We start from the raw sequence: 24,944 nt of genomic DNA, 5'->3' as shown, positions 1-24,944 counted from the left end.
CTATGCGCCCTTGCGCTGCTGCAGCTTCGCCGAGATCTCGTCGACCGGTGCCGCCTCGGGAGCCTCGGCGCCCTTCACGACGCCCAGCTTGACGAGGATCTTTTGCTCGATCTCGGCCGCGATCTCGGGATGCTCGATCAGGAAGTTGCGCGAGTTCTCCTTGCCCTGTCCGAGCTGGTCGCCCTCGTAGGTGTACCACGCGCCCGACTTCTTCACGATGCCGTGCTCCACGCCGAAGTCGAGCAGGCTGCCCTCGCGGGAGATGCCGACGCCGTAGAGGATGTCGAACTCGGCCTGCTTGAAGGGCGGGGCCATCTTGTTCTTCACGACCTTGACACGGGTGCGGTTGCCCACCGCGTCGGCGCCGTCTTTCAGGGTCTCGATGCGGCGGATGTCGAGGCGGACCGACGCGTAGAACTTGAGCGCCTTTCCGCCGGAGGTGGTCTCGGGGCTGCCGAAGAACACGCCGACCTTCTCGCGCAGCTGGTTGATGAAGATCATCGTCGTGTTCGTCGAGTTCAGCGCACCCGTGAGCTTGCGCAGCGCCTGCGACATCAGGCGCGCCTGCAGACCGACGTGCGAGTCGCCCATCTCGCCCTCGATCTCGGCGCGCGGCACGAGCGCGGCGACCGAGTCGATGACGATCAGGTCGATCGAACCCGAGCGCACGAGCATGTCCGCGATCTCGAGCGCCTGCTCACCGGTGTCGGGCTGCGAGACGAGCAGCGAGTCGATGTCGACGCCCAGCTTCTTCGCGTACTCGGGGTCGAGCGCATGCTCGGCGTCGATGAAGGCCGCGATGCCGCCGTTCTTCTGCGCGTTGGCGATCGCGTGCAGCGTCAGAGTCGTCTTGCCGGAGGACTCGGGACCGTAGATCTCGATGATGCGGCCGCGCGGAAGGCCGCCGATGCCGAGGGCCACGTCGAGGGCGATCGAGCCGGTGGGGACCACCTCGACCGGCGCGCGCTCGTCACTGCCGAGGCGCATGACCGAGCCCTTGCCGAACTGGCGATCGATCTGAGCGAGAGCGGTTTCGAGCGCTTTCTCGCGATCGGCTGGAGTAGGCATTTCAATCCCTTCGAGAGGACGTGAGCGGTGACGTCTGAGACAGTACGCGCCGCCTCCGACATCGACTGCCGGACGAGCGGGAACGGTGTGAAACTCTGGCGGCGGCCGAGCTGTGCAGGGCAAGTCGCCGATGACGCCACCCTAGCAATCCTCGAACTCGTGTTCGACATCGACACGGCGTGTCACCCGGTTTTTCTCGTACCGCGGCGAGGGATGCACGCCTCAGTGCTTCTTCGGGTCGGGCAGCCCCGCCCCGTGCCGCCGCTCCGCCGGCACATCCGTCGCCTCGCACAGCGCGAGCCACACATCCCGGGCCGGAACGCCGGCCGCGAGCGCCTGCTCGCAGGTGCGGCCGCCCAGCTCGACGATCACGAGGTCGCGCACCAGCTGCCGTCCGTACGCGGCGCCGAACTCGTCGGCGACGGCGCGGTTGAACTCACTCAGTCGCATCTCTTCCAGCCTAGATACGGCGGATGCCCCGGGGCTGTACCCCGGGGCATCCGATGAGAACGTCTGACGTGATCAGCGCTGCGAGACCAGCTCGGCGTCGATGTCGGACGCGAAGTCGTCGGGCAGGGCGTCGGGCACGATCGCGTCGATGCCCTCGAGCACGGCGAGCCGGTCGCCGACCTCGCGCATGATGACCGAGATCGGGGTGTCGAGCGCTTCGGCGACCGAGGCGAGGATCTCGCTCGACGCCTCCTTCTGACCCCGCTCCACCTCGCTGAGGTAGCCCAGCGCGACACTCGCCTTGCTGGCCACCTGCCGCAGCGTGCGACCCTTCTGCAGACGGAAGTCGCGGAGGACGTCGCCGATCTCCTGACGAACGAGAATCATTGGAGCCCCCTTCTCGACCTGCCGGCCGAACGCTTGCGATGTGGAGGGAACACTACCCTGTGGCGTTCCATGCGATGCACTGTAATTCACAATCCCTGCAATCCGCTGGTTAAAGCTGGCAAACGTAACGCGGTCGAAACCACCCCTATTCCGCGAGCCGGGACACGAGCTCGGACACCGCATGACGCACCGCCGCGGCCCGGATCTCCGACCGGTCCCCCGACAGCTGCAACGCGACCGACTCGGTGCGGTCCCAGATCGAGATGCCGAGGTAGACCGTGCCGACCGGTTGCCCGCCCTGCGGGTCGGGACCGGCGACGCCGGTCGTGGAGACGCCGATGTCGGCGGGGCGGCCGTCGACCGCGAGCACGCGGCGCACCCGCTCTGCCAGCTGCCGGGCGACCTCCGGATGCACCGGGCCGTGCCGCTCGAGCAGCTGCGCATCCACACCCACCACGTCGCGTTTGATCTGCGTCGCGTAGACCACCACGCCGCCGGTGACCACGGCCGAGGCGCCGGCCGGCCGCGTGAGTTCGGCCGTCAGCTGACCGCCGGTGAGCGACTCGGCGACGGCGAGCGTCTGGCCGCGCGCGGTGAGCGCGCGGATGAGCTCGGCCGACGCATCCGGAGCGAGCGCCGGCTCAGGCATCCGTGCCCGCATCGCCCCGGTGAAGCCGCACGGCGTTCACCGCGTAGTCGAGACCGGAGACCACGGTGAGCACGAGTGCGACGGCCATCAGCACCCAGTTCACCCAATGCACCCAGTCGCCGAGCAGCGTCCAGAACGGCAGCAGCGCGAGCGAGATGGCGACGGCCTGGAACATGGTCTTCCACTTCCCGCCGCGGCTGGCCGGGATCACCCCCTCGCGGATGACCGCGAAGCGGTAGACGGTGATGCCGATCTCGCGCACCAGGATCACGATCGTGACCCACCACCACAGCTCGCCGAGGATCGACAGCGACACGAGCGCGGCCCCCGTGAGCACCTTGTCGGCGATCGGGTCGAGCAGCTTGCCGAGCTCGGTGACCAGGCCGCGGCTGCGCGCCAGGTAGCCGTCGAGGCCGTCGGTCGCGATGGCGACGATGAACAGCACGGCCGCCCACCAGCGCAGAGGCCCGTCCTGACCGCCGTCGGCGAAGAGCATCCAGACGAAGATCGGCGCGAGCAGGATGCGCACGACGGTGATCGTGTTGGGGAGGTTCAGATTGCTCGGGCGGGCCGGTCGGCTCGGGACGGCACCGGGCTGGGTCATGGCTCCAGCCTAGGCCCGGTGTCGCCGATCAGTCTCGGCCGGTGAGGCCCCACGCGTCTTCGTCGGAACCGCCGTCGACCTCCTCCAGACCGTCGTACTGAGCCCCCACCGCGTCGGTGCCGTAGCGGTCGCCGTGACCGGATGCCTGGGCCGGCGCGGCCGGCGCCGGCGCCACGTCCTCGCCGCGGATGCGGGCGAGCGCCTCGCCGAGCCGGTCCGGCGGCACGAGCACGTCGCGCGCCTTCGAGCCCTCCGAGGGCCCGACGATCTCCCGCGACTCGAGCAGGTCCATCAGGCGCCCCGCCTTGGCGAAGCCGACCCGCAGCTTGCGCTGCAGCATCGAGGTCGAGCCGAACTGGCTCGAGATCACCAGCTCGGCGGCAGCGAGCAGCAGCTCGAGGTCGTCGCCGATGTCGGAGTCGACCTGCTTCTTCTGCTCCGCGGGCACCACGTCCGGCCGGTAGTCCGGCTGCGCCTGGCGCGTGACGTGGTCGACGACCTTCTGGATCTCGGACTCGTTGACCCAGGCGCCCTGCACACGGATCGGCTTGCCTGCCCCCATCGGCAGGAATAGCGCGTCGCCCTGGCCGATCAGCTTGTCGGCGCCCGGCTGGTCGAGGATGACGCGCGAGTCGGTGACGCTCGTGACCGCGAAGGCGAGACGGCTGGGCACGTTGGCCTTGATGAGACCCGTCACCACGTCGACGGAGGGGCGCTGGGTCGCGAGGACGAGGTGGATGCCCGATGCGCGGGCGAGCTGCGTGATGCGCACGATCGAGTCCTCGACGTCGCGCGGCGCGACCATCATCAGGTCGGCCAGCTCGTCGACCACGACCAGCAGGTACGGGTACGGCTTGAGCTTGCGCTCGCTGCCTTCCGGCAGCTGGATCTCGCCGTTGATGACCGCCTTGTTGAAGTCGTCGATGTGGCGGAAGCCGAACGACGCCAGGTCGTCGTACCGCATGTCCATCTCCTTCACGACCCACTGCAGCGCCTCGGCCGCCTTCTTGGGGTTCGTGATGATGGGCGTGATCAGGTGCGGGACGCCGCCGTAGATGGTCAGCTCGACGCGCTTCGGGTCGATGAGCACCATGCGCACCTCGGAGGGCTTCGCCCGCATCAGCAGCGAGGTGATCATCGAGTTCACGAAGCTCGACTTGCCGGAGCCGGTGGACCCGGCCACGAGCAGGTGGGGCATCTTCGCCAGGTTGGCGACGACGTAGCCGCCGCCGACGTCTTTGCCGACGCCGATGGTCATCGGATGCTTGCTGCCGGTGGCCGCCGCGGAGCGCAGCACGTCGCCGAGGGAGACCGTCTCGCGGTCCGAGTTGGGGATCTCGATGCCGATCGCGCTCTTGCCGGGGATCGGCGACAGGATGCGCACCTCGTTGCTGGCGACCGCGTAGGAGAGGTTCTTCGACAGGGCGGTGACCCGCTCCACCTTGACGCCGGGACCGAGCTCGATCTCGTACTGCGTGACCGTCGGTCCGCGGGAGAAGCCGGTGACCTTGGCGTCGACGCCGAACTGCTCGAGCACGCCCGTGATCGCGCGCACGACCTCGTCGTTCGCGGCCGACCGGGTCTTCGGCGGCGGACCGGCGGACAGCGTGTTGGCCGACGGCAGCACATACGGGTGGGCAGGCCGCTCGTCGGCCTTCGCGATCGCGGGCGCCGGCTCTCCGGACTCCCCCACCAGCGGCAGCTTGTCATCGACCGGGATGACCTCGGTCATGTTGTCGCTGCGCAGACCGCCCGCACGGCTCGGTGCCACCTCGCCGGTGTATCGCTTGACGGCCTCCTCTGCCTTGGTGAGTTCGTCGAACACGTCGATGCCGCCCGGCTCGGCCGCGGGCTCCGGCGTGCCCTCCAGCGCCGACGTGAAGCCGCCCTTGCCTGCGCCCTCGCCGAGCACCTCGGTGATGGAGTCGGCCGAGTGGTCGAAGTCGGGATCCTCTTCCCTGCCCGACTTGTTGCGGCGCCACCAGGGCAGCGAACTCGGCGAGGACTCCTCGTCGATCCCGTCGAGCTCGGCCTGCACGGTGCGCTCGGCCTTGGCGGCCTTCGCCGCCTGACGTTCCTCCTCCGACGCCACCGGTGCGCCGAACAGGTAGGCGTACAGCTCGCGGAGCCGGGCGCCGATGCGGTTGGGCGGCGTCTTGGTGATGATGAGCACGCTCAGCGCGGCGAGCAGGATCATCACGCCCGAGGCGCCGTAGGGGGTGATCAGGAAGGTGAGGGACGCCCCCACCATCCATCCGATCACGCCGCCCGCCTGGGCGAGCACGGGCATGCCGTCGACCGGCTCGGGCCGCGAGGAGAAGATATGGCAGAGGCCGGAGATCGAGATCAGCGCGATCGCGAGGCCGATGCCGATGCGGGTGTTGTCGTGCACCGACGAGGGGTGGCGGAACAGCCAGACCGCGAACAGCAGCATGATGACGGGCAGCGCGAAGGCCACCCGGCCGAACAGGCCGCCGAAGGTCCACGCGTCGAGGGTGCGAGCCCAGCCCGCGTTGATGAAGAACCACTCGACGACCGCCCCGGCCACGGCGAGCAGCACGATGAAGAAGGGGCCGCCGTCGCGGCGCTCCTCTTTGGCGAGGGTCTCGGGGCCGAGGGCGCGCGCCGCACCGCCCACGAGGTGCGCGAGCCCGAGCCACGCCTTGACCAGGGCGCCGGCCTCGCTGTGCTCCATCGTCACCGCCTGGCTCGCCGGCAGCTTCTTGGTGGGGGCGGTCTTCTGCCGCGACGACTGAGCGCGCGAGCCGCCGCCCGCCCCGCGGGCGCGCGAAGACGACTTGGTACTCGTGGCCATGGATCCGACCGTAGCCGAGGGGTGCGACGTCGGACGGCAACGGGCGCGGAGAGTCTGTGAGCGGGGCATGAGAAAAGCGGATGCCCCGGCCGGGGCATCCGCTCTCTCCTGCTACGCCTCGATGACGAGCGGCACGATCATCGGCCGGCGGCGGTAGCTCGTGTTCACCCAGCGCCCGACGGTGCGGCGCACGGTCTGGGTGAGCGCGTGGTTGTCGCGCACGCCGTTGCGGGCGGCCTCCTTCAGCGCATCCGCGATCTTCGGTTTCACCGCGTCGAAGACCTTGTCGTCCTCGGCGAAGCCGCGGGCGTGGATCTCCGGGCCGGCGGTGATCTTTCCGGTCGCCGCCTCGACGACGACGATGACGGAGATGAAGCCCTCCTCGCCGAGGATGCGGCGGTCCTTCAGGTCGGCGTCGGTGATCTCGCCCACGCTCGACCCGTCGACGTAGACGAAGCCGATGTCGAGCTGGCCGACCACCCGGGCGACGCCCTCGGTGAGGTCGACCACGGTGCCGTTCTCGCCGATGATCGTGTTCTCGGGCGGAACGCCGGTGGACTGCGCGAGCTTCGCGCTGGCGGTGAGGTGGCGGTACTCGCCATGCACGGGCATCACGTGCTTGGGCTTCAGGATGTTGTAGCAGTACAGCAGCTCGCCCGCCGCCGCGTGGCCGGACACGTGGACCTTCGCATTGCCCTTGTGCACGACCGTGGCGCCGAGCTTGGTGAGGCCGTCGATGACCCGGTACACGGAGTTCTCGTTGCCCGGGATGAGGCTCGAGGCGAGGATCACGGTGTCGCCCTCCCCCAGCTCGATCTGGTGATCGAGGTTGGCCATGCGGGAGAGCACCGCCATCGGCTCGCCCTGCGACCCGGTGGACATGTAGACGATCTTGTCGTCGGGCAGGTCGGCGGCCTTCTTGTAGTCGATCAGCACGTTGTCCGGCACCTTGAGGTAGCCGAGCTCGGCGGCGATGCCCATGTTGCGCACCATGGAGCGGCCGAGCAGCGCCACGCGGCGGCCGTGCGCGGCGGCGGCGTCGAGCACCTGCTGCACGCGGTGCACGTGGCTCGAGAAGCTCGCGACGACGACGCGGCGCGGGGCGCGGCCGATGATGTTGTCGAGCACCGGCCCGATCTCGCGCTCGATGGGGGTGAACCCGGGCACGTCGGCGTTGGTGGAGTCGGGCAGGAACAGGTCGACGCCGTTCTCGCCGAGCCGCGCGAAGGCGCGCAGGTCGGTGAGCCGCCCGTCGAGCGGCAGCTGGTCCATCTTGAAGTCGCCGGTGTGCAGCACGACGCCCGCCCAGGTCGTGATCGCGACCGCCAGCGCGTCGGGGATGGAGTGGTTCACCGCGATGAACTCGAGCGTGAACGGGCCGAGCTTCTCGACCTGGCCCTCCTTCACCAGCAGCGTGTAGGGCTTGATGCGGTGCTCCTTGAGCTTCGCCTCCACGAGCGCGAGGGTGAGCCCGGAGCCGATCAGCGGGATGTCCTGGCGCAGCTTGAGCAGGTAGGGCACCGCCCCGATGTGGTCCTCGTGCCCGTGCGTGAGCACGACGCCGACGACGTCGTCGAGCCGGTCGCGGATGGGGCCGAAGTCGGGCAGGATCAGGTCGACGCCGAGCTGGTCGGGGTCGGGGAAGAGCACGCCGCAGTCGACGATGAGGATCTTCCCGTCGATCTCGTACACGGTCATGTTGCGACCGACCTCACCGAGGCCGCCGGTGGGGAACACGCGGAGCGTGCCGGGCTGGAGTGCGGGCGGATCAAAGACGGCTTCTGCCATGTCTCCTCGATGTTCTGTTGGGTTCCGATCGGATGATGCGGGGATCGGCCCCGCTTAGCGTGTGGCGCCGGCGACCTTCGGCAGCGCGCCGCCTGCGGCGGCGTTGCGGTCGGGGCGGAAGTTGGAGAAGTCCGCGCCGTCGACGTCGCGCACCAGGTCGAGCTCCTGCTCGATGATGGCGGCCTCGAAGTCCTCCGGGCCGACGAGCGGAAGGCGCACCCGCGGGCTGCCGATGCGGCCGAGGCCGTGCAGGATGTACTTCGCCGACACCGTGCCCGGGATGTGCGTCATGACGGCGCGCACCAGCGGCTCGAGCTTCTTGTGCTGCTCGGTGGCGGTCTTCAGGTCGCCGCGGTTCACGGCGTCGACGATGGTGCGGTACGGCCGCGAGGTGATGTTCGCCGTCACCCCGATCAGGCCGCTCGCGCCGATGGCGAGGTGCGGCAGCACGTTGGCGTCGTCGCCGGAGAAGTACAGCAGGTCGGTGTTGTTGAGCACGCGGCTGACCTCGGCGAAGTCGCCCTTCGCGTCCTTCACGGCGCGGATGTTCGGGTGCTTCGCGGCGCGCAGCAGCGTCTCGTACTTGATGGGCACCCCGGTGCGCCCCGGGATGTCGTAGAGGATGACCGGCAGGTCGGTCGAGTCGGCGATCAGCCGGAAGTGGGTCAGGATGCCGGACTGGGTCGGCTTGTTGTAGTACGGGGTGACGACCATGATGCCGTCGATGCCGATCTGCTCGCTCTTCTTGTAGAGCTGGATCGCGTGCGCCGTCTCGTTCGAGCCGCCCGCCTGGATGATCTTGGCCCGGCCGGCCGAGACGCTCTTGGCCACCTCGATGAGCCGCAGCTTCTCCGCATCCGTCAGCGTCGACGTCTCACCCGTCGTGCCCGAGACGACGATGCCGTCGGCGCCGTTCGTGATGACGTCGTCGATGTGCTTCTCCACGCCGGCCCAGTCGACCTCGCCATCCGGAGTCATGGGCGTGACCAGGGCGACGAGCACCTGGCCGAACGGGTTGTCGGGCGCGTGGGACATGCCCTCAGGCTACCTGGCCGCCGGCCCGGCAGGCGACCGCGTAACGGTTCGTCACCGCGCTGCGCGGGCGCGGCATGCGACCTACCCTGGATCGCGATGGACCCCACCTCCGCCGCTGTGTTCGTGATCGCACTGCTCGCCCTTGCCACGCTCGCCGGGGTGCTCTGGCGCGCGCGTGCCGGCCGTGTCGCGGGCCCGCGCGCGCAGGCGCAGGTGGTGACACCGGCCGACGTGACGGATGGCGCGGCCGACGCCGTCTTCGGAGAGCGCGCCACCCTGCTGCAGTTCTCGACGGAGCACTGCGCGTTCTGCCCCGCCACGCGCCGGCTGCTCGGCGCCCTCGCCGAGCGGACTCCCGGGGTGGCCCACGTCGAGGTGGACCTGACCCGCTCCCCCGCGCTCGCCCAGCGCTTCCGGGTGCTGCAGACGCCGACGACGCTGCTGCTCGACGCCGACGGCGCGGTTCGCGGCCGCATCGGCGGACCGCCGCGCCCGACGGAGCTCGAGGCGACCGTCGCCGACATCCTGAACGGAGAAGACCATGTCGCAGCCTGATCCCCACTCCAAGCCCGACCGGGCCGGGATAGACCCGCGTGGCCCGCGCTTCTCGGCCGGCATCACCGCCGTGCTGCTCGCGCTCGACCTCTTCCTCTCCCTCGTCGGCGCGCAGCTCGCCGCCTGGATCCTGCTGTTCGCGATCGCCGTGCTGTTCGCCTGGGGCGCCGTGGCCGGCGTGCAGCGCCACCCGTACGGATGGCTCTACCGGCGCTTCGTGCGCCCGCGACTGGCCGCCCCCGCCGAGCTCGAGGACCCGGCGCCCCCTGCTTTCGCGCAGCTGGTCGGACTCGTCATCACCGGGCTCGGGGTGCTGATCGGCGGCCTGTTCCCGGTCGTCGTGGCGATCGCCGCGGCGCTCGCCCTCGTGGCCGCGTTCCTCAATTCGGCGTTCGGCTTCTGCCTGGGCTGCCAGCTCTACCTGCTGCTCGTGCGCTCGGGCCTGCTGGGCCGCTCGGGAGGGGCTGCCGCGTAACAGCGGGTACTCCTAGGGTGAGGACGGAACGAACCCATCGTCAGGAGGAACCACATGGCACTCACCAGCGAAGCATCCGCGGTCTGGAACGGCGACCTCGCCTCGGGCAGCGGCAACATCACGCTCGACTCGTCGAAGCTCGCCACCTTCGCCTACAACTGGAAGGCGCGCTCGGAGGGAGAGGCCGGGGTCTCCACCCCCGAGGAGCTGCTCGGAGCGGCGCACGCCGCCTGCTTCTCGATGGCCTTCTCGAACGAGCTCGCCTCGGCCGGCCACCCGCCGGTGAGCGTGTCGACCACCGCGGCGGTCAGCTTCGACATCTCGCAGGGCGGCATCACCGGCAGCCACCTGCTCGTCAACGCCGAGGTGCCCGGCATCTCGGAGGAGGAGTTCCAGAAGATCGCCGAAGCCGCGAAGGCCGGCTGCCCGGTGTCGAAGGCGCTGGCCGGGATCCCGATCACCCTCGAGGCCACGCTGGCCTGAGGCATCCGTCGGCCGGGCCGCGTCTCAGTACGTGAGCAGCGCGAACGTCTCGACGCCGCGCGCCTCGAGCGCGGCCCGGCCGCCCAGCCCGTCGAGTTCGAGCGCGACGGCGACACCCACGACGTGCCAACCCGCCCGTTCGATCAGGTTGACCGCGGCGAGCGCCGTGCCGCCCGTGGCGAGCACATCGTCGACGATCAGCACGCGGCTGCCGGGCGGCAGCTGGTCGACGTGCACCTCGAGCGCCGCGGTGCCGTACTCGAGCGCGTACTCCTGGGTGAGCACGGCCCGGGGCAGCTTGCCCGCCTTGCGCACGCTCAGCACCCCGGCGCCGCTCAGCACCGAGGCGGCGCCGGCGATGAGGAAGCCGCGGGCCTCGAGACCGCCGAGGTGGTCGAACCGCCCCTCGAACGGCGCCACCAGCCCGCGTGCCAGGGCGGTGAGCGCGGCCGCGTCGGCGAACACGGGAGTCAGGTCGCGGAAGACGACGCCGGGCTGGGGGAAGTCGGGGACCTGGACGATCAGGCGGTCGACGACGGATGCATCCGGGCTGAGGCTCACCTCAGCAGAGTAGCGGCCGTCCCTCAGCCCGACGCGCGCGACAGCCGGATGGCCTCGCGCAACGCCCAGCGGGCCCGGCGGCGGTCGCCGGAGGCGTCGTAGGCGAGGCCCAGCCGGAACCACGCGCGCCAGCTGGCGGGATCGGCCTCGACGTCGGCCTTGAACCGGGGGAATTCGGCGTCGGCGGCGGCGCGCGCCGCCTGGCGCGAGTCGGTCGCCGGCTCCACGGGAAGCCCTCCCTCGGCGTCGAGCCGCCGCACCAGCTGCTCGGTGCGCCAGCCGAAGAGCAGCTCCCGCCACAGCGCCCACAGGGCGATGAGCGGGAAGACGAGGAGCGCAAGCCCGCCGATGACGCCCCAGACCGAGCCCGACGACAACAGCAGCACCGCGCGCTGCCCGGCGAGCACGATGTACATCAGCAGCAGCGCCGCCATCAGGAGCGCCGCGAACCGGTTCTTCACGGCGTCGTGATCCCCAGGTCGATGAGCGCGTCGAGCCCGACGGCGAGGCCCAGCTGGTCCACGCCCTTGCGCACTGCGAGCAGGATGCCCGACGAATAGGCGGCCGGGCCGAGCACGCTGTGCGTGATGGTCAGCGTCTCTCCTTCGCCGCCGAGCACGACGTCCTGCTTGGCCGAGATGCCGGGCAGGCGCAGGCTGTGGATCGGCACCGAACCGACCTGCTGCCCGCGGGCCCGCTGATCGACGTGCGGGGCCTGCACAGGGCCGAGCTCGCCGCGGGCGGCCTGGATGAGCTCGGCGGTGCGCACCGCCGTGCCCGACGGCGAGTCGATCTTGCCGGGCCCGTGCGCCTCGATGATCTCGATCGCGTCGAAGAAGCGGCTCGCCGCGGCGGCGAAGGCGGTGCCGAGGGCCGAGCCGAGGGCGAAGTTCGGCACCACGATCGCCCCGCGCTCCGGGTGCCGCGCGAGCAGGGTGCGCAGGCCCGCGAGCCGCTCCGCCGACCAGCCGGAGGTGCCGACGACGACGTTGCGGCCGTGCGTGATCGCGAACTCGACGACGCCCGGGCTCACCTGCGGCAGCGAGACGTCCAGCACCACGTCGCTCGGAGCCTCGGGCGCGCCGAGCATGTCCTCCGGAGAGCTCGTGGAGTCGAGCCGCGCCACCACCTCGTAGCCCTCCGTGCGCTCCAGCAGCGCGGTCGCCGCCGAACCCAGCCGCCCGGTCGCGCCCACCACGGCCACCCGAATGCTCATGACGGTCAGCCTAATCTGGGAGCGTGCCCTTCGAGTCCGTGCCCGTGACCGACCCCCGTGCCCGCGAGCTGCTCACCGAGTACTTCGGCTACCGCGCCGCCACCTTCCCCTCCCCCGGCGGCTACGTCGTCGCCATGCCGGCGGACGACGCCTTCACCCCGCCGGACGGCGAGTTCCTGCTGCTGACCGACGACCACGGCCGGGCGATCGGATGCGGCGCCGTGCGGCGCCTCGCGGACGAAGTGCTCGGCGCGCCCGCCCGCAGCGTCTGGGAGGTGAAGCACCTCTGGGTGCGAGAGACGGCTCGCGGCTCCGGGGCCGGCCGGCGCCTGCTCGCCGAGCTGGAGGGACGGGCCGCCGCCCGGGGCGCGCAGACGCTCGTGCTCGACACCAACGCGAGCCTGACCGCGGCGAACGGACTGTATGCCTCCAGCGGCTATTCGCCGATCCCCGCGTACAACGACAACCCGAACGCGACGACCTGGTACCGCAAGGACCTCCGCTAGGCGTCGGCTAGTACGGCAGCACCTCCGGCAGGCCCGTGCGCCACTCGGCGGGCAGGTGCCCCAGGTCGTTGAAGACGATCAGCTCGGGCGGCTTCGCCGGCCGGTGCCGGATCACCGTCAGGGAGGCGTGGGCCGCGTTGAGGCCCAGCCAGCGCCACGACGGGGCTCCCATGACCTCGCGCACGAACCATCCGACCACGAAATTGTGCGTGATCAGCAGGTCATGCCGTTCGGCGCGCGAGGGAGCCAGGAACTCGGCGACCGCGTCGTCCATCTGGGCGCGGCCGGCTTCGATCTCGGCGGGCTTGACCCCGTGGAAGAAGCTCTCGTACGCCCGGGGCATGCCGGGCACGGGCCCGGAGGGGATGCAGTCGAAGAGCAGGTTCGACGGCTCGGGCTGGAGCGCGGGCAGCCTGGCCGAGAGCACCTGCGCGGTCTGCTCGGCGCGCTGCAGCGGCGAATGGAACACTCCGGTGAACGGCACCCCGCCGATGCGCTCGGCGAGCATCGTCACCTGCCGCTTGCCGCGGGAGGACAACGGCCCGTCTTCGAGCCCGTGCTCCGCATCGAGTTGCTCGCCGTGCCGCACGAGGTACAGGTAGTGCGTCATCCGAGCCCCAGGTGCGCGAAATCGGAGTCCGCGACGGGCCCGACCGCCACGAGCGTGCGCGGGCGCGCCAGCAGTTCCCGGGCCAGCTCCCGCACGTCGGCGGCCGTGACCAGGGCGAGCCGGCGCAGGCTCTCGTCGAGATCGGCGAACTCGCCCATCGTGATCTCGGCGCGGCCGAGCCGGGTCATGCGGGTGTCGGAATCCTCGAGAGCGAGCGCAGACGAGCCGGACAGCTGGCCGACGGCGCGGCGCAGCTCCTCCCCGGTGATGCCGTACTCGGCGAGGCGCGCGAGCTCGTCAAGCACCAGCTCGGCGACCTGCGGCGCCTTCTGCGGCGCGCAGCCCGCGTACACCCCGAACACGCCCGCGTCGGAGAACCCGGACGCGAACGAGTACACCGAGTACGCGAGCCCCCGCTTCTCGCGGATCTCCTGGAACAGCCGGCTCGACATGCCGCCGCCGAGCACGGAATTGAGCACCGCGAGCGCCCAGCGCCGATCGTCTGTGGCCACCGGCCCGGGCATCCCCAGGAGGAGGTTCGCCTGCTCGACCGGGCGCGAGACGGTCACGACGGATGCCGCGGGCTGCAGCTCGGCCGCGCGGGCGGTGCGACGGGGGCTCGGCCCCGAGGCATCCGTCTCGCCCAGGGCGGCGAGCGCCGCCGTCACGTCCGCCACCAGTCGCTCGTGGTCGACGGCTCCGGCCGCGGCGACCACGATGTTGCCGGGCCGGTACGCGCTGCGGTAGTGCTGCCACACGCCGTCTCGGGTCGCGGCGCGGATCGTCTCGGGCGTGCCGCCGATCGGCCGCCCGAGCGGATGGCCGGCGAGCACGCTCTCGTAGAAGCGTTCGCTCGCCACGTCGGCGGGGTCGTCCTCGGCCATGGACAGCTCTTCGAGGATCACCTGCCGCTCGTTGTCGAACTCGTCGGGATCGATCAGGCTCGAGGTCAGCATGTCGCCGATGACCTCGACCGCCATCGGCAGGTCCTTGTCCTGCACCTTGGCGTAGTAGCAGGTGTACTCCTTGCTCGTCGCGGCGTTGTGCTCGCCGCCCACGGCGTCGAAGGAGGTGGCGATGTCCAGCGCGCTGCGGGTGGCCGTGCCCTTGAACAGCAGGTGCTCGAGGAAATGCGTGGAACCGTAGCTGGCGCTGTGCTCGGCGCTCGCGCCGGTCTCGTCGCGCGAGCCGACGGTCACCCAGAAGCCGATGGTCGCGCTGCGCGCGCCGGGGACGCGCTCGCTGAGCACGCGCACGCCGCCCGGCAGCACCGTGCGTCGCACCAGTGCGTCACCGGAAGCGGCGAACGCCAGGTCGGGTGCATCGAGGGGGAGGCTGACGGCGCCGTTCATCACTGACCACCCTATGCAGCCGAGCGTGCCCCGCGCATCGGCGCGCCCGGCGGGGCGGAGGTCGCTGCGGCGCGGGCGTCTCGGCCTCCTCGGCGTTGTCCCCTTGAATGAGGACAAGGCCCGATATACTGCAACAGCAACCTGGCCCGACCCGGAGGACCGCTTGACGACGTTCGCCCCCCGCCATGACCGACCGCCCGCTCCGGCGAAGGTCAAGATCCTCGAGGTGGCCGACACCCTGTTCTACACGGAGGGCATCCACACCGTGGGTGTCGACCGGATCATCCAGTCGGCCCGCGTGACGAAGGCGACCTTCTACAAGCACTACCGCTCGAAGGACCTGCTCATCGTCGCGTACGTGCAGCGGCGCCACGAGCAGGCCGTCGAGCTCTTCGAGCAGGCGCGGGCGGGCGCGCAGACGCCCGCGGACGAGTTGCGCGCCCTGTCGGACCTGATCCGCCGGGTCGCGACGCAGCCGAACTACCACGGCTGCCCGTTCATCAACGCCGCCGCGCAGTTCAGCGACCCGGAGCATCCCGCACGCAGGGCGGTCACCCGGCACCGTGAATGGGAGCGCGCCGTGCTGGTCGACATCCTCGAGCGGCTGTCCCACCCCCGGGTCGAGGAGGCCGCCGACGATCTGATGCTCTTCCGCGACGGGGCGCTCAGCGGAAGCAACGTGGGCGACCCGGTGCGTGCCGGGCTGGCGCTGGCCCGCGCCGTCGAACGCGTCATCGCCGAGCGCAGCCCGACCGCGCTCGCCGTCTGACGGAGGGCCCGCCGCTCAGCGCTCGTCGATGGCGCGATCCAATTCGAGCATCTGCGAGCGGGTGAGCCGTACGGCCGCCGCGTCCATCAGCGGCTCGAGTTGATCGGCCCTCGTCACGGAGACGATCGGCGCCACGACTCCGCGCTTGGCCAGCAGCCATGCCGCGTGCGTCGTGACCGGCGCGACCTCGAGCTCCGCCGAGACGCGGTCGAGCGCCACGGCGATGCGGTGCGGGCGCCCACGGCCGACCAGCACATCGGTGGCACGCTCGGGCGCGGGCGCGACCACGCGGGTGTTCACCGCGAGACTGAGCTTCGCGTTGCGGCCCCACCCCGCCAGCACCTTCTGCGGCAGCGACGGAGCGGCCAGCGCGAGCGACGCCGCGCTCGCGTCGGGCAGGAGCGCGAGGCCCTGCGCCGCGGCCACCATGCGCACCTCGTCGGCGCTCCGGGGCGCCGACGTCGCGTCCCAGGCGTTGCGCACCGCCACGAGACGAGGCAGCCCCTCCGCCGCGAGCAGACGCGCCTGCAGCAGCTGGTCGGCCGTCGCCGCCGACGCGGCAAGGTACCGCACCTTGCCCTCGGCCACGAGCTGCTCCGCCGCCCCGAGCTGCTGCTCCATCGAGAGCTCGGCCGAGCCGAGGTCGAGCACCAGCAGGTCGACGTGCTCCACGCCGAGGCGGGTGAGCGAGGCTTCCACCGCGCGTCGCAGCCGGGCGCCGCCGGCGAGACCGGATGCGTCGCGCGTGAGGGACGGGGACAGCGCCAGCACCGCTGCGGCGGGCCGCTCGCGCTTCAGCCACAGCCCCACCACCTCCTCGCTGCGGCCGGAGCGGTCGACGTCGACCACGTCGATCAGGCCGCCGGCGCGCACGGCGAAACGGTGCAGGATACGGCCCGCGGCGACCTCGTCGACCTCCGCGAGGCGGCCCGCCCCCAGTGCGAAGGGGTACACGGAGAGCTCGGAATCGCCCACGCGGCGCGGAGCCACGATGGGCACCGGCCGGGTGAGCGCGCCGTCGTCGGCGAAGATGCCCGCAGGCGCAGCCTCCTGCGCGGCGCCTCGCCCCGAACTCGCGACGTGGTCCCTCGCCCCGCGTGGTGAGAATTCGCCCATGCCGGCCCCCCGTTGTCCAACTCCGCGGGCCGTGCGGCCTCGGCCCCGCTTGTCAGTGAGGGTATGTCAGCCCGCCGACATCGCCGGCCGCGAAACGCGCAACCGTTATCAAACGTTCGACTCGAGGTCGGAATCCGTCCTCGGCGGGCGAGAACGACGGATGCCCGCCCCGGGGGTCCGGGACGGGCATCCGTGCGTGTGTCGGGCGGTCTACTCGGCGGCCACCGGCTCCTCGGCCGCGGCCTCGCCGACCTCGGCCTCGGCGATCACCGGGGCGAGCGAGAGCTTTCCGCGGTCGTCGATCTTGGTGATCTCGACCAGGATCTTCTGCCCCACGCCGAGCACGTCGTCGACGTTCTCGACCCGCTTGCCGCCGGCCAGCTTGCGCACTTCGGAGATGTGCAGCAGGCCGTCCTTGCCGGGAAGGAGCGAGATGAACGCGCCGAAGGTCGCGATCTTGACGACCGTGCCCAGGAACTGCTCGCCGACCTCGGGGTTGGTCGGGTTCGCGATCGCGTTCACCGCGGCGCGCGCGGCCTCCGCGCTCGGGCCGTCGGTCGCGCCGATGTAGACGGTGCCGTCCTCCTCGATGGAGATCTCGGCGCCGGTCTCGTCCTGGATGCCGTTGATCGTCTTGCCCTTCGGGCCGATCAGCTCGCCGATCTTGTCGACCGGGATCTGCACGCTGATCACGCGCGGCGCCGTGGGGGCCATCTCGTCGGGACCGTCGATGGCCTGGTTGATCACGTCGAGGATCGTCGTGCGCGCGTCCTTCGCCTGCTTCAGGGCGGCGGCGAGCACGTGCGAGGGGATGCCGTCGAGCTTGGTGTCGAGCTGGATGGCGGTGACGAACTCGCTGGTGCCCGCGACCTTGAAGTCCATGTCGCCGAGGGCGTCCTCGGCGCCGAGGATGTCGGTCAGCGCGGCGTACTTGGTCTCCCCGTCGACGGTCTCGGAGATGAGGCCCATCGCGATGCCCGCGACCGGCGCCTTGAGCGGCACACCGGCGTTGAGCAGCGACAGCGTCGAGGCGCACACCGAGCCCATCGAGGTGGAGCCGTTGGAGCCGAGGGCCTCGGAGACCTGGCGGATCGCGTACGGGAACTCCTCGCGGCTCGGCAGCACCGGGACGAGGGCGCGCTCGGCGAGGAAGCCGTGGCCGATCTCGCGGCGCTTCGGGCTGCCCACGCGGCCGGTCTCGCCGGTCGAGTAGGGCGGGAAGTTGTAGTGGTGGATGTACCGCTTGTGCGTGATCGGGCTCAGCGAGTCGATCTGCTGCTCCATCTTGAGCATGTTCAGCGTGGTGACGCCCAGGATCTGGGTCTCGCCGCGCTGGAAGATGGCGGAACCGTGCACGCGCGGGATGACCTGCACCTCCGCGTCGAGCGGACGGATGTCGGCGAGCCCGCGGCCGTCGATGCGCACGCCCTCGCGCAGCACGCGGCCGCGCATGACCTTCTTGGTGACCGACTTGTAGGCGGCGGACACCTCGGCGGCGGCCGACTCGGGCAGCTCGCCCGCGTCGATCTTCGCGGCGATCTGCTCCTTGACGCGGGCCTTCAGCTCGTCGTCGGCGTTCTGGCGCTCGATCTTGTCGGCGATGCGGTAGATGGGGCCGAGCTCCTCGAGTGCGAGCTGCTCGACGGCCTGGTAGGTCTCCGCGGTGTAGGGCAGGAACACGGGGTAGTCCTGCACCTCCTTGGCCGATTGCGCGGCGAGCTTCGCCTGCGCCTCGACGAGGGTCTTGATGAACGGCTTGGCCGCCTCGAGCCCCTGGGCGACGACCTCTTCCGACGGCTTGGTGGCGCCGGCCTTGATGAGGTTCCAGCTGCTCTCGGTCGCCTCGGCCTCCACCATCATGATGGCGACGTCCTCGTTGCCCTGCGCGTCGGTGACGACGCGGCCGGCCACGACGATGTCGAAGACGGCGTTCTCGAGCTGAGAGTGCTTGGGGAAGGCCACCCACTGGTCGTCGATCAGGGCCAGGCGGACGCCCGCGATCGGGCCGGAGAACGGCAGGCCGGAGATCTGGGTCGAGGCGGATGCGGCGTTGATCGCCAGCGCGTCGTAGAACTCGTCCGGGGCGATGGACAGCACGGTGACGACGATCTGCACCTCGTTGCGCAGGCCCTCGACGAAGGAGGGGCGCAGGGGGCGGTCGATCAGGCGGCAGACGAGGATCGCCTCGGTCGAGGGGCGGCCCTCGCGACGGAAGAACGAGCCGGGGATCTTGCCCGCGGCGTACGAGCGCTCTTCGACGTCGACGGTCAGCGGGAAGAAGTCGAAGTTGTCCTTCGGCTGCTTGCTGACGCTCGTCGCGGACAGCAGCATGGTGTCTTCGTCGAGGTAGGCGGCGACGGCGCCCTGTGCCTGCTGGGCGAGGCGGCCGGTCTCGAACCGGACGACGCGCTTGCCGAACTTGCCGTTGTCGAGAACGGCCTCGGCGTACTTGATTTCGGGACCTTCCATCGAGGTCTCTCTCCTTCGGTCTTTCCGCATCGCCGTGTTGCGATGCAGGCGTACGTCAGGAGCAGGAAACGTCACAGAATCGAGTCGGACTCCTCCGCCCGGGCTCGTGCTGGCCACCAGTAGAAGAACGCGGAAGCCCGTGCTTCCGAAATCCACCACCGAGGACCAGCGCCTGTCGGGCCTGCTCCTGTTTGCTGTCGATGCTATCAGCAGGCGCGTCAGTGGCGGCCGAGCGCGAGCGTGGCGCGCGCCGCGTCGACGAGTTCGACGCCGTAGCCGCGCCCGAAGCCGGCCGCGTGCACGGCGAGCGGGTGCAGCTGGTGCACCGGCACGCGCTCCCGCCAGCCGGGCCGCAGCGGATGCGCGCTCTCATAGCCGGCGAGGATCTCGCCGAGGAAGGGCGCTCCGAACAATTGCAGCATCGCGAGGTCGGTCTCGCGGTGGCCGCCGTGCGCCGCCGGGTCGATCAGCACGACCCCGTCCGGCGAGAACAGCACGTTGCCGTTCCACAGGTCCCCGTGCAGCCGCGCCGGCGGCTCGTCGTCGTCGAAGGCGCCGTCCGCGACGAGTTCGCAGGCGTCACGGATGACGCGGGCCTCGTCCGCCGTCACGCTGCCGGCCTGCTCGGCGACGGCGAGGAACGGCAGCACCCGGTCGCGGGCGTAGAACGCACCCCAGCGCTCCTCGTGGGCGAACGGCTGCGGCCGCTTGCCGATGAAACCGGGGCCGTCCCACCCGTCGGGCGGGGCGCCGAAGGCGGCGGCGCCGGCGTCGTGGGTGACCGCCAGCGCGCGGCCGAACTCGCGGGCCGCCTGTGCGGACGGCCGCGCGGACGGCACGCGCTCCAGTTCGATGCGGCCGGGCGAGACGCCGATCACGCGGGCGACGCGGGCGCCGCCGGCATCCGTCGCCTCGGCCAGCCAGCGCAAGCCGGCCGCCTCGGCCTCGAAGAAGCCGGGCGGCGCCGACGGGTTCTGCTTGACGAGGGTGTCGCTCATCTCTCCCTCAGAATACGGACGCCGTCGGCAATGCTCAGCCGCGCTGGGCACGGTAGCGCGCGAGCTCGCCCTCGAGCTCGTCGATGCGCCGTCGGTCGCGCTCCCGCAGCGCCGAGGGAATGGTGAGCAGCAGCGCCAGCAGGACGCCGATGATCGCGCCGAGCCCGTTGGATTCGAGGTCGCGCACATCCGACACCCGCCCCGGGATGTACCGCTGAGCGGCTTCGATGGCGAGGGTCATGCCGAAGCACAGCAGGATCGCCGCCCACCACAGCCTGCGGCCGAGCAGCAGCACGAAGAACACGCCGACCGGGATGAACATCGCGATATTCGCCGCGAACTCGACATGGGCGTAGGTGAGCTGCTCCGACAGCCGCGGCCAGCGGTACTCGGTCACCCGCCGGGCGAACACGAGCAGCCGGTACACCCACTCCTGCTGGTGGTTGTCGAGGGGCTGCGGGCCGAGGGTGATCCAGGCCACTCCCGCTAGATAGAGCAGGGTGAGGGGGGCCAGCACGGGATGACGACGGAACATCAGACTCGGGCTCCTTCCAACCGCACATCGACGGCGAACGGCCGGGCCGTGCCGACGATCTCGGCCTCGACCACCGCGTAGCGGCCGGAGGCCTTCAGCTCGTCGAGGCGCTGCTGCCAGGCGACCTGCGCCTGGTCGCCGAGGCGCCCGGCACGGTAGGCGACGCCGTCCACCACGAGATAGACGGCGATGTCACTGCGCAGATTCCACCAGTTGCCCGCGTCGGGTACGAGCACGGCGGGCAGCCGCTCGCCGCCGCGGGCGCGTGCCGCCTCGATTCCGTGCTGGTCGCGCCGGGCGTCGGCGACGGTGATCGGATGCCCCGTGCCGGCGACCGGCACCAGCTCGAGCCCCTCCAGCGATCGCAGCTGCCCTTCGGCCGTGAACTGCGGGCCGCGGCGCCGTGCATCCGTCGCCACGTAGATCGCGGACGCGACCGCCGCCGCGATCGTGACCGCGAGCAGCACGCGGAAGGCGCTTGCCGCCCCGACGTCCTGCGCGGTCCCGGTGGCCAGCATGAGCAGCACGACGACCACCCAGGGCAGCGGCGTCCACCGCCAGAAGGGCTTGCGTCGGGGCCGGGGCACGGGATCCTCTTCTTCGTAGTCGACGACGGATACGGGAAACGGCCGCCACAGTACAGTGGCGGCCGTCCCAGAGCCTGAAAAGGCGAATTGAAAAGACTAGCGGCGCAGTCCCAGGCGCTCGATCAGCGAACGGTAGCGCTCGATGTCGATCTCCTGCAGGTATCCGAGGAGGCGGCGGCGCTGGCCGACCAGGATGAGGAGGCCACGACGCGAGTGGTGGTCGTGCTTGTGCTCCTTCAGGTGCTCGGTCAGATCCTTGATCCGCTTCGTCAGGATGGCGACCTGGACCTCAGGGGATCCGGTGTCACCGGGGTGGGTAGCGTACTCGTCGATGATCGCCTTCTTGGCCTCTGCATCAAGTGCCATGGATGGGATCCCCTCTCTCTCGTTCTCTCGTTGCGCGGTGCCCGGGGCCGGATGCCTGAGCTCTCTTGATCCGCGGCCGATTGACGGCAACCTCCAGAGTCTAGCAGAGCACTGCGGGCACTCCGGGGCCGGGTGAACTTCCGGCAAACCCGGGTACGTTGCGGGGCGCCGGCAAGGTCGTGTTTGGGAGTGTGGCACGAGTGAAATCCCGATTCCGTGCTGATGTGCAGGGCCTGCGCGCCATCGCGGTGGCCGCCGTGCTGCTCTCCCATGCCGGCGTGCCCGGCGTCGACGGCGGCTACGTCGGCGTCGACGTGTTCTTCGTGATCTCCGGATTCCTCATCACGGGGCAGCTGCTCGGGCGGCTGTCGGAGCAGGGGCGCATCGGATTCGCCGACTTCTACGCCCGCCGCGCCCGCCGCATCCTGCCGGCGTCGTTCACGGTGCTGGCGCTGACCATCGCCGGGGTGCTCGTGTGCGTGCCACCGGCGCTGCGCCCGCAGTCGTTCTCCGACGCCGTGGCGGTCGCGCTCTATGTGCCGAACTACGTCCTGGCGATACGCGGCACGGACTACCTGGCCGACACGGCGCCGTCGGTCTTCCAGCACTACTGGTCGCTCGGGGTGGAGGAGCAGTTCTACCTGCTCTGGCCCGCGCTGCTGCTCGGGCTGTGGGCGCTGGCGCACCGGGTCCGGCGGCGCCGGGTGCTGGTGGGTGCCGCGATGGCGGTCGTGATCGCGGTCTCGCTGGCGATCGAGGTGGCGCTGACCGGACCGTCCCAGCCCTGGGCGTTCTTCTCGCTGTGGACCCGCGCGTGGGAGCTCGCCTCGGGCGGCCTGCTCGCGATCGGCGCTCCCCTGCTCGGCCGCGTCCTGCGGCCGGCCGTCTCAGCGGTGCTGGGCTGGGCAGGTCTCGCGGCGATCGTCGCCGCGTGCGCGCTGTTCGGCTCGGACACCTCCTTCCCTGGCATCGCCGCCGTGCTGCCGGTCGCCGGCGCCGCCGCCCTGATCGCGGCCGGGTGCGTGCCGGTGCGCTGGGGGCCAGGGCCGCTGCTGTCCACCCGGCCGTTCCAGTTCGTCGGCGCGATCTCCTATTCGCTGTACCTGGTGCACTGGCCGCTGCTGCAGCTCACGCAGGCGCGGGTCGGCTACGAGTCGCCGCTTCCGCTCTGGGCGACGTGCCTGCTCGCCGCCGTCGCGGTGCCCATCGCGTGGGCCATGTACCGCTTCGTCGAGCAGCCGATGCGACGGATGCGCCGGCTCGCCGCCGCCCGCCCGCAGCGCTCGCTGCTGGCCGCCGGAGCCGGCAGCGCCGTGCTGGCGTGCCTCGCCGTGACGGCCCTGTCGGGGGCGAGCTCCACGCGGATGTACGTCGACGAGGCCGTGCCGCACACGGCGCCGACCGCGCCGCCGGTGGGCACGCCGTTCGTACCCAGCAACCTGGAACCGTCCCTCGCCGCGGCCAAGGACGACAACGCCGAGCTGTACGACGACGGCTGCGAGTTGGGCTTCTCCGAGTCGACGCCGAAGCCGTGCTCCTTCGGCAAGGACGGGGCGCCCCGCATCGTCCTGTTCGGCGACTCGCAGGCGGCCCAGTGGGCGCCCGCGCTGGAGAAGATCGCGAAGCAGAGCGGATATCAGCTCGTCACCCAGACGAAGAGCGCCTGCGCCTCGGTGCTGGAGGACCACGTGCGGGACGGCGCACCGTATCCGTCCTGCGACCAGTGGCGCGACGCGGTGCTGCGTGAGCTCGCCGCGGACCCGCCGGAGGTGCTCGTGCTGGCCGATTACGAAGGCGAGGAGTTGCCGGACGGATCGTCGACCAAGCAGCAGTGGTCGCAGGGCCTCGCCGCAACCATCGTGGCGGTGCCGGCCCAGACCCGCATCGTGCTGCTCTCGGACACCCCCGACTTCGGGACCAGCCCCGTCGACTGCCTGTCGGCGCACCTCGACGACACGGCGGCGTGCGCGCGCGAGGCATCCCTCGCGTTCAAGAAGCCGGTGAGCGAAGCGGTGCGCGAGGCCGCCGACAGCACGCGCGCGGAGTTCGTCGACATGACGGACTACTTCTGCGCCCGCACCTGCCCGCCGATCATCGGCGGCCGGCTCGTGTACCGCGACTCCCACCACATCACGGCCACGTTCTCGGCGGCGCTGGCGCCCGCGCTGAAACGGAGGCTGGCCCCCTACCTGCCGTAATCTGGATCGGTGAGCGACCCCGACCATCCGGCGCCGGCGACAGCGGTGCGCCGCTCGGTCTTCGTCGACACGGCGCCGCTCAGGGAGAGCCCGCTGTTCGCTCGGCTGTGGATCGGCAACGCCATCGCGGGGATCGGCAGCCAGATCACGATCGTCGCCGTCGGCCTGCAGATCTACGACATCACCCGCTCGACCCTGGCCGTGTCCTTCGTGGCGCTGTTCGCGCTCGTGCCGATGGTTGTCTTCGGCATCTACGGGGGGATGCTCTCCGACGTGTTCGACCGGCGGCTGGTCGCCCTCGTGTCCGCGGTCGTCGCATGGTGCTCGACGGCGGGCATCTGCGCACTCGCCTGGCTGCACGCCGACGTGGTCTGGCTGCTCTACGTGCTCACCACCGTCAACACCGTCGCGGCGACGGTGCTCGGCAGCGCACGGTCGGCCATCCTCCCCCGGCTGCTGCGCAAAGAGCTGCTGCCCGCGGCGAGCGCGCTGCAGGGCATCTCGATGGGGATCATGATCACGGTCGGGCCGGCTGTCGCCGGGGTGCTCGTCGCCGCTGTCGGATTCGGGCCGACCTACACGATCGACGTCGTCACCTTCACCTTCGCGTTCCTCGGGATCCTGTCGCTGCCGAAGATCCTGCCCGAGGGCGATGCGGCCAGGCCGGGCCTCGAGTCGCTGCTCGAGGGGGCGCGGTTCCTGCGCCGCGCGCCGAACATCCGCATGTCGTTCGTCGTCGACATCATCGCGATGACCTTCGGCCAGCCGCGCGTGCTGTTCCCGGCCGCCGGGGCTCTGGTGCTCGGCGGCGGGTCGATCACCGTCGGGGTGCTCACGGCCGCCTACGCCATCGGCGGGCTGCTGTCGAGCGTGTTCTCCGGCCCGCTGGGACACGTGCGGATGCACGGCCGCGCCGTGGAGCGCGCCGTCGAGGCGTACGGCGCGGCGATCCTCGCCTTCGGCGCCGTGCTCGCGGTGTGGACCTTCCACGACTTCGGGGCCACCTCCGCCGGCTGGGCGCACGTGCACCTCGGCGGCGTCGCCCTGGCCGCCATCACCCTGGCGCTCGCGGGCGGGGCCGACAACGTCAGCTCGATCTTCCGCAACACGATCCTGCAGGCCTCGGCGCCCGACGCCATGCGCGGCCGCATCCAAGGCGTGTTCGTCGTGGTCGTCACCGCGGGGCCGCGGCTCGGCGACCTGTACATCGGCGCGATGAGCCTCGCCGTCCTGTGGCTCGGCCCCGCACTCGGCGGCGCGTTGATCGTCGTGCTGATCTTCACGCTGGTGCGGGTGCAGCGCTCCTTCCGCGACTACGACGCCCTGCATCCGTCGCCCTAGGGGCTTTTCGA

General features: G+C 71.0%; 26 protein-coding genes. 7 read left to right on the top strand and 19 right to left on the bottom strand.

Annotation, left to right across the window (positions count from 1 at the left end):
* From recA to dapA, 8 genes are all read right to left on the bottom strand, one after another.
* Window positions 1-1,068, bottom strand: a complete 1,068-nt coding sequence (gene recA / locus H563_RS0106510; RefSeq protein ID WP_022881800.1) for a recombinase RecA — start codon at window positions 1,066-1,068, stop codon at window positions 1-3.
* Window positions 1,069-1,290: 222 nt separating this feature from the next.
* A complete protein-coding gene (locus H563_RS0106505; protein WP_022881799.1) occupies window positions 1,291-1,518 on the bottom strand; it encodes a DUF3046 domain-containing protein in 228 nt (75 codons plus the stop codon).
* Window positions 1,519-1,590: 72 nt separating this feature from the next.
* A complete protein-coding gene (locus H563_RS0106500; RefSeq protein ID WP_022881798.1) occupies window positions 1,591-1,905 on the bottom strand; it encodes a helix-turn-helix domain-containing protein in 315 nt (104 codons plus the stop codon).
* A 145-nt stretch (window positions 1,906-2,050) separates the two neighbouring features.
* Window positions 2,051-2,554 (bottom strand): CinA family protein, encoded by a 504-nt coding sequence (locus H563_RS0106495; protein WP_033209763.1) that lies wholly within the window; start codon window positions 2,552-2,554, stop codon window positions 2,051-2,053.
* Entirely contained in the window at window positions 2,547-3,158 is a 612-nt protein-coding gene (gene pgsA / locus H563_RS0106490; protein WP_022881796.1) for a CDP-diacylglycerol--glycerol-3-phosphate 3-phosphatidyltransferase, read from the bottom strand. The genes H563_RS0106495 and pgsA overlap by 8 nt, the downstream gene beginning before the upstream one ends.
* Window positions 3,159-3,186: 28 nt before the next feature.
* The gene (locus tag H563_RS0106485; RefSeq protein ID WP_022881795.1) at window positions 3,187-5,973 is read right to left on the bottom strand and encodes an FtsK/SpoIIIE family DNA translocase; all 2,787 of its coding nucleotides are present in this window, start codon (window positions 5,971-5,973) and stop codon (window positions 3,187-3,189) included.
* Window positions 5,974-6,084: 111 nt separating this feature from the next.
* Window positions 6,085-7,761: a ribonuclease J gene (locus tag H563_RS0106480; protein WP_022881794.1), complete on the bottom strand. Its 1,677-nt coding sequence runs from the start codon at window positions 7,759-7,761 to the stop codon at window positions 6,085-6,087.
* Window positions 7,762-7,815: 54 nt separating this feature from the next.
* Window positions 7,816-8,796 (bottom strand): 4-hydroxy-tetrahydrodipicolinate synthase, encoded by a 981-nt coding sequence (gene dapA, locus H563_RS0106475; RefSeq protein ID WP_022881793.1) that lies wholly within the window; start codon window positions 8,794-8,796, stop codon window positions 7,816-7,818.
* Window positions 8,797-8,892: 96 nt separating this feature from the next.
* On the opposite strand from dapA, the gene H563_RS0106470 reads away from it, so the two are divergent.
* Genes H563_RS0106470 through H563_RS0106460 form a run of 3 tightly spaced genes read left to right on the top strand, consistent with a single transcriptional unit; the run spans window position 8,893 to window position 10,309 of the window.
* Window positions 8,893-9,351, top strand: coding sequence for a TlpA family protein disulfide reductase (locus tag H563_RS0106470; RefSeq protein ID WP_022881792.1), 459 nt, complete (start codon window positions 8,893-8,895; stop codon window positions 9,349-9,351).
* Window positions 9,338-9,826, top strand: a complete 489-nt coding sequence (locus H563_RS0106465; RefSeq protein ID WP_022881791.1) for a DUF4395 domain-containing protein — start codon at window positions 9,338-9,340, stop codon at window positions 9,824-9,826. The genes H563_RS0106470 and H563_RS0106465 overlap by 14 nt, the downstream gene beginning before the upstream one ends.
* Before the next feature lie 54 nt (window positions 9,827-9,880).
* Window positions 9,881-10,309, top strand: a complete 429-nt coding sequence (locus tag H563_RS0106460) for an OsmC family protein (RefSeq protein WP_022881790.1) — start codon at window positions 9,881-9,883, stop codon at window positions 10,307-10,309.
* A 24-nt stretch (window positions 10,310-10,333) separates the two neighbouring features.
* Here the strand turns inward: H563_RS0106460 and H563_RS0106455 are convergent, their stop codons facing one another.
* The 3 genes from H563_RS0106455 to dapB are packed head-to-tail and all read right to left on the bottom strand — an operon-like array spanning window position 10,334 to window position 12,086.
* Window positions 10,334-10,870: an adenine phosphoribosyltransferase gene (locus H563_RS0106455; protein WP_022881789.1), complete on the bottom strand. Its 537-nt coding sequence runs from the start codon at window positions 10,868-10,870 to the stop codon at window positions 10,334-10,336.
* 23 nt (window positions 10,871-10,893) lie between these two features.
* Entirely contained in the window at window positions 10,894-11,331 is a 438-nt protein-coding gene (locus H563_RS0106450) for a hypothetical protein (protein ID WP_022881788.1), read from the bottom strand.
* Window positions 11,328-12,086 (bottom strand): 4-hydroxy-tetrahydrodipicolinate reductase, encoded by a 759-nt coding sequence (gene dapB, locus H563_RS15365; protein WP_022881787.1) that lies wholly within the window; start codon window positions 12,084-12,086, stop codon window positions 11,328-11,330. Before dapB ends, H563_RS0106450 begins: the two co-directional genes overlap by 4 nt.
* Window positions 12,087-12,109: 23 nt before the next feature.
* Here dapB and H563_RS0106440 point away from each other — a divergent pair, with 23 nt between their 5' ends.
* Window positions 12,110-12,592: a GNAT family N-acetyltransferase gene (locus tag H563_RS0106440; protein WP_022881786.1), complete on the top strand. Its 483-nt coding sequence runs from the start codon at window positions 12,110-12,112 to the stop codon at window positions 12,590-12,592.
* Window positions 12,593-12,599: 7 nt separating this feature from the next.
* Here the strand turns inward: H563_RS0106440 and H563_RS0106435 are convergent, their stop codons facing one another.
* Together H563_RS0106435 and H563_RS0106430 are read right to left on the bottom strand one after the other, a co-directional pair.
* Window positions 12,600-13,202, bottom strand: a complete 603-nt coding sequence (locus tag H563_RS0106435; RefSeq protein ID WP_022881785.1) for a histidine phosphatase family protein — start codon at window positions 13,200-13,202, stop codon at window positions 12,600-12,602.
* Complete coding sequence (locus H563_RS0106430) at window positions 13,199-14,554, bottom strand: M16 family metallopeptidase (RefSeq protein ID WP_022881784.1); 1,356 nt, start codon at window positions 14,552-14,554, stop codon at window positions 13,199-13,201. The genes H563_RS0106435 and H563_RS0106430 overlap by 4 nt, the downstream gene beginning before the upstream one ends.
* A gap of 103 nt (window positions 14,555-14,657) precedes the next feature.
* Between H563_RS0106430 and H563_RS0106425 the strand changes: the two genes are divergently transcribed.
* Window positions 14,658-15,323: a TetR/AcrR family transcriptional regulator gene (locus H563_RS0106425; RefSeq protein ID WP_245556825.1), complete on the top strand. Its 666-nt coding sequence runs from the start codon at window positions 14,658-14,660 to the stop codon at window positions 15,321-15,323.
* A gap of 15 nt (window positions 15,324-15,338) precedes the next feature.
* On the opposite strand, the gene H563_RS0106420 is transcribed toward H563_RS0106425, so the two are convergent.
* The 6 genes from H563_RS0106420 to rpsO all read right to left on the bottom strand — a co-directional run bounded on the left by H563_RS0106420 (window position 15,339) and on the right by rpsO (window position 21,394).
* Window positions 15,339-16,439, bottom strand: a complete 1,101-nt coding sequence (locus tag H563_RS0106420; protein WP_022881782.1) for an aldo/keto reductase — start codon at window positions 16,437-16,439, stop codon at window positions 15,339-15,341.
* 210 nt (window positions 16,440-16,649) lie between these two features.
* Window positions 16,650-18,908: a polyribonucleotide nucleotidyltransferase gene (locus H563_RS0106415; RefSeq protein ID WP_022881781.1), complete on the bottom strand. Its 2,259-nt coding sequence runs from the start codon at window positions 18,906-18,908 to the stop codon at window positions 16,650-16,652.
* 218 nt (window positions 18,909-19,126) lie between these two features.
* A complete protein-coding gene (locus H563_RS0106410) occupies window positions 19,127-19,906 on the bottom strand; it encodes a fructosamine kinase family protein (RefSeq protein ID WP_022881780.1) in 780 nt (259 codons plus the stop codon).
* A gap of 34 nt (window positions 19,907-19,940) precedes the next feature.
* A complete protein-coding gene (locus tag H563_RS18285; protein ID WP_022881779.1) occupies window positions 19,941-20,441 on the bottom strand; it encodes a VanZ family protein in 501 nt (166 codons plus the stop codon).
* Entirely contained in the window at window positions 20,441-21,028 is a 588-nt protein-coding gene (locus H563_RS0106400) for a hypothetical protein (protein ID WP_022881778.1), read from the bottom strand. Before H563_RS0106400 ends, H563_RS18285 begins: the two co-directional genes overlap by 1 nt.
* A 96-nt stretch (window positions 21,029-21,124) precedes the next feature.
* The gene (rpsO, locus tag H563_RS0106395) at window positions 21,125-21,394 is read right to left on the bottom strand and encodes a 30S ribosomal protein S15 (protein ID WP_022881777.1); all 270 of its coding nucleotides are present in this window, start codon (window positions 21,392-21,394) and stop codon (window positions 21,125-21,127) included.
* Window positions 21,395-21,594: 200 nt separating this feature from the next.
* On the opposite strand from rpsO, the gene H563_RS15355 reads away from it, so the two are divergent.
* Both H563_RS15355 and H563_RS0106385 read left to right on the top strand, forming a co-directional pair.
* A complete protein-coding gene (locus H563_RS15355; protein WP_022881776.1) occupies window positions 21,595-23,592 on the top strand; it encodes an acyltransferase family protein in 1,998 nt (665 codons plus the stop codon).
* A 9-nt stretch (window positions 23,593-23,601) separates the two neighbouring features.
* Entirely contained in the window at window positions 23,602-24,933 is a 1,332-nt protein-coding gene (locus H563_RS0106385) for an MFS transporter (protein WP_022881775.1), read from the top strand.
* Window positions 24,934-24,944 lie beyond the last annotated feature (11 nt).

The sequence above is a fragment of the Gryllotalpicola ginsengisoli DSM 22003 genome, assembly GCF_000419445.1.
Classification (GTDB): Bacteria; Actinomycetota; Actinomycetes; order Actinomycetales; family Microbacteriaceae; genus Gryllotalpicola; species Gryllotalpicola ginsengisoli.
This window is presented reverse-complemented; position numbering and strand designations above follow the sequence as displayed.

What these genes read in the sequence shown, in the direction of transcription:
- recA (WP_022881800.1), bottom strand. Translation starts at nt 1,068, where the DNA reads ATGCCTACTCCAGCCGATCGCGAGAAAGCGCTCGAAACCGCTCTCGCT.
- H563_RS0106505 (WP_022881799.1), bottom strand. Translation starts at nt 1,518, where the DNA reads ATGCGACTGAGTGAGTTCAACCGCGCCGTCGCCGACGAGTTCGGCGCC.
- H563_RS0106500 (WP_022881798.1), bottom strand. Translation starts at nt 1,905, where the DNA reads ATGATTCTCGTTCGTCAGGAGATCGGCGACGTCCTCCGCGACTTCCGT.
- H563_RS0106495 (WP_033209763.1), bottom strand. Translation starts at nt 2,554, where the DNA reads ATGCCTGAGCCGGCGCTCGCTCCGGATGCGTCGGCCGAGCTCATCCGC.
- pgsA (WP_022881796.1), bottom strand. Translation starts at nt 3,158, where the DNA reads ATGACCCAGCCCGGTGCCGTCCCGAGCCGACCGGCCCGCCCGAGCAAT.
- H563_RS0106485 (WP_022881795.1), bottom strand. Translation starts at nt 5,973, where the DNA reads ATGGCCACGAGTACCAAGTCGTCTTCGCGCGCCCGCGGGGCGGGCGGC.
- H563_RS0106480 (WP_022881794.1), bottom strand. Translation starts at nt 7,761, where the DNA reads ATGGCAGAAGCCGTCTTTGATCCGCCCGCACTCCAGCCCGGCACGCTC.
- dapA (WP_022881793.1), bottom strand. Translation starts at nt 8,796, where the DNA reads ATGTCCCACGCGCCCGACAACCCGTTCGGCCAGGTGCTCGTCGCCCTG.
- H563_RS0106470 (WP_022881792.1), top strand. Translation starts at nt 8,893, where the DNA reads ATGGACCCCACCTCCGCCGCTGTGTTCGTGATCGCACTGCTCGCCCTT.
- H563_RS0106465 (WP_022881791.1), top strand. Translation starts at nt 9,338, where the DNA reads ATGTCGCAGCCTGATCCCCACTCCAAGCCCGACCGGGCCGGGATAGAC.
- H563_RS0106460 (WP_022881790.1), top strand. Translation starts at nt 9,881, where the DNA reads ATGGCACTCACCAGCGAAGCATCCGCGGTCTGGAACGGCGACCTCGCC.
- dapB (WP_022881787.1), bottom strand. Translation starts at nt 12,086, where the DNA reads ATGAGCATTCGGGTGGCCGTGGTGGGCGCGACCGGGCGGCTGGGTTCG.
- H563_RS0106435 (WP_022881785.1), bottom strand. Translation starts at nt 13,202, where the DNA reads ATGACGCACTACCTGTACCTCGTGCGGCACGGCGAGCAACTCGATGCG.
- H563_RS0106430 (WP_022881784.1), bottom strand. Translation starts at nt 14,554, where the DNA reads ATGAACGGCGCCGTCAGCCTCCCCCTCGATGCACCCGACCTGGCGTTC.
- H563_RS0106420 (WP_022881782.1), bottom strand. Translation starts at nt 16,439, where the DNA reads ATGGGCGAATTCTCACCACGCGGGGCGAGGGACCACGTCGCGAGTTCG.
- H563_RS0106415 (WP_022881781.1), bottom strand. Translation starts at nt 18,908, where the DNA reads ATGGAAGGTCCCGAAATCAAGTACGCCGAGGCCGTTCTCGACAACGGC.
- H563_RS0106410 (WP_022881780.1), bottom strand. Translation starts at nt 19,906, where the DNA reads ATGAGCGACACCCTCGTCAAGCAGAACCCGTCGGCGCCGCCCGGCTTC.
- H563_RS18285 (WP_022881779.1), bottom strand. Translation starts at nt 20,441, where the DNA reads ATGTTCCGTCGTCATCCCGTGCTGGCCCCCCTCACCCTGCTCTATCTA.
- rpsO (WP_022881777.1), bottom strand. Translation starts at nt 21,394, where the DNA reads ATGGCACTTGATGCAGAGGCCAAGAAGGCGATCATCGACGAGTACGCT.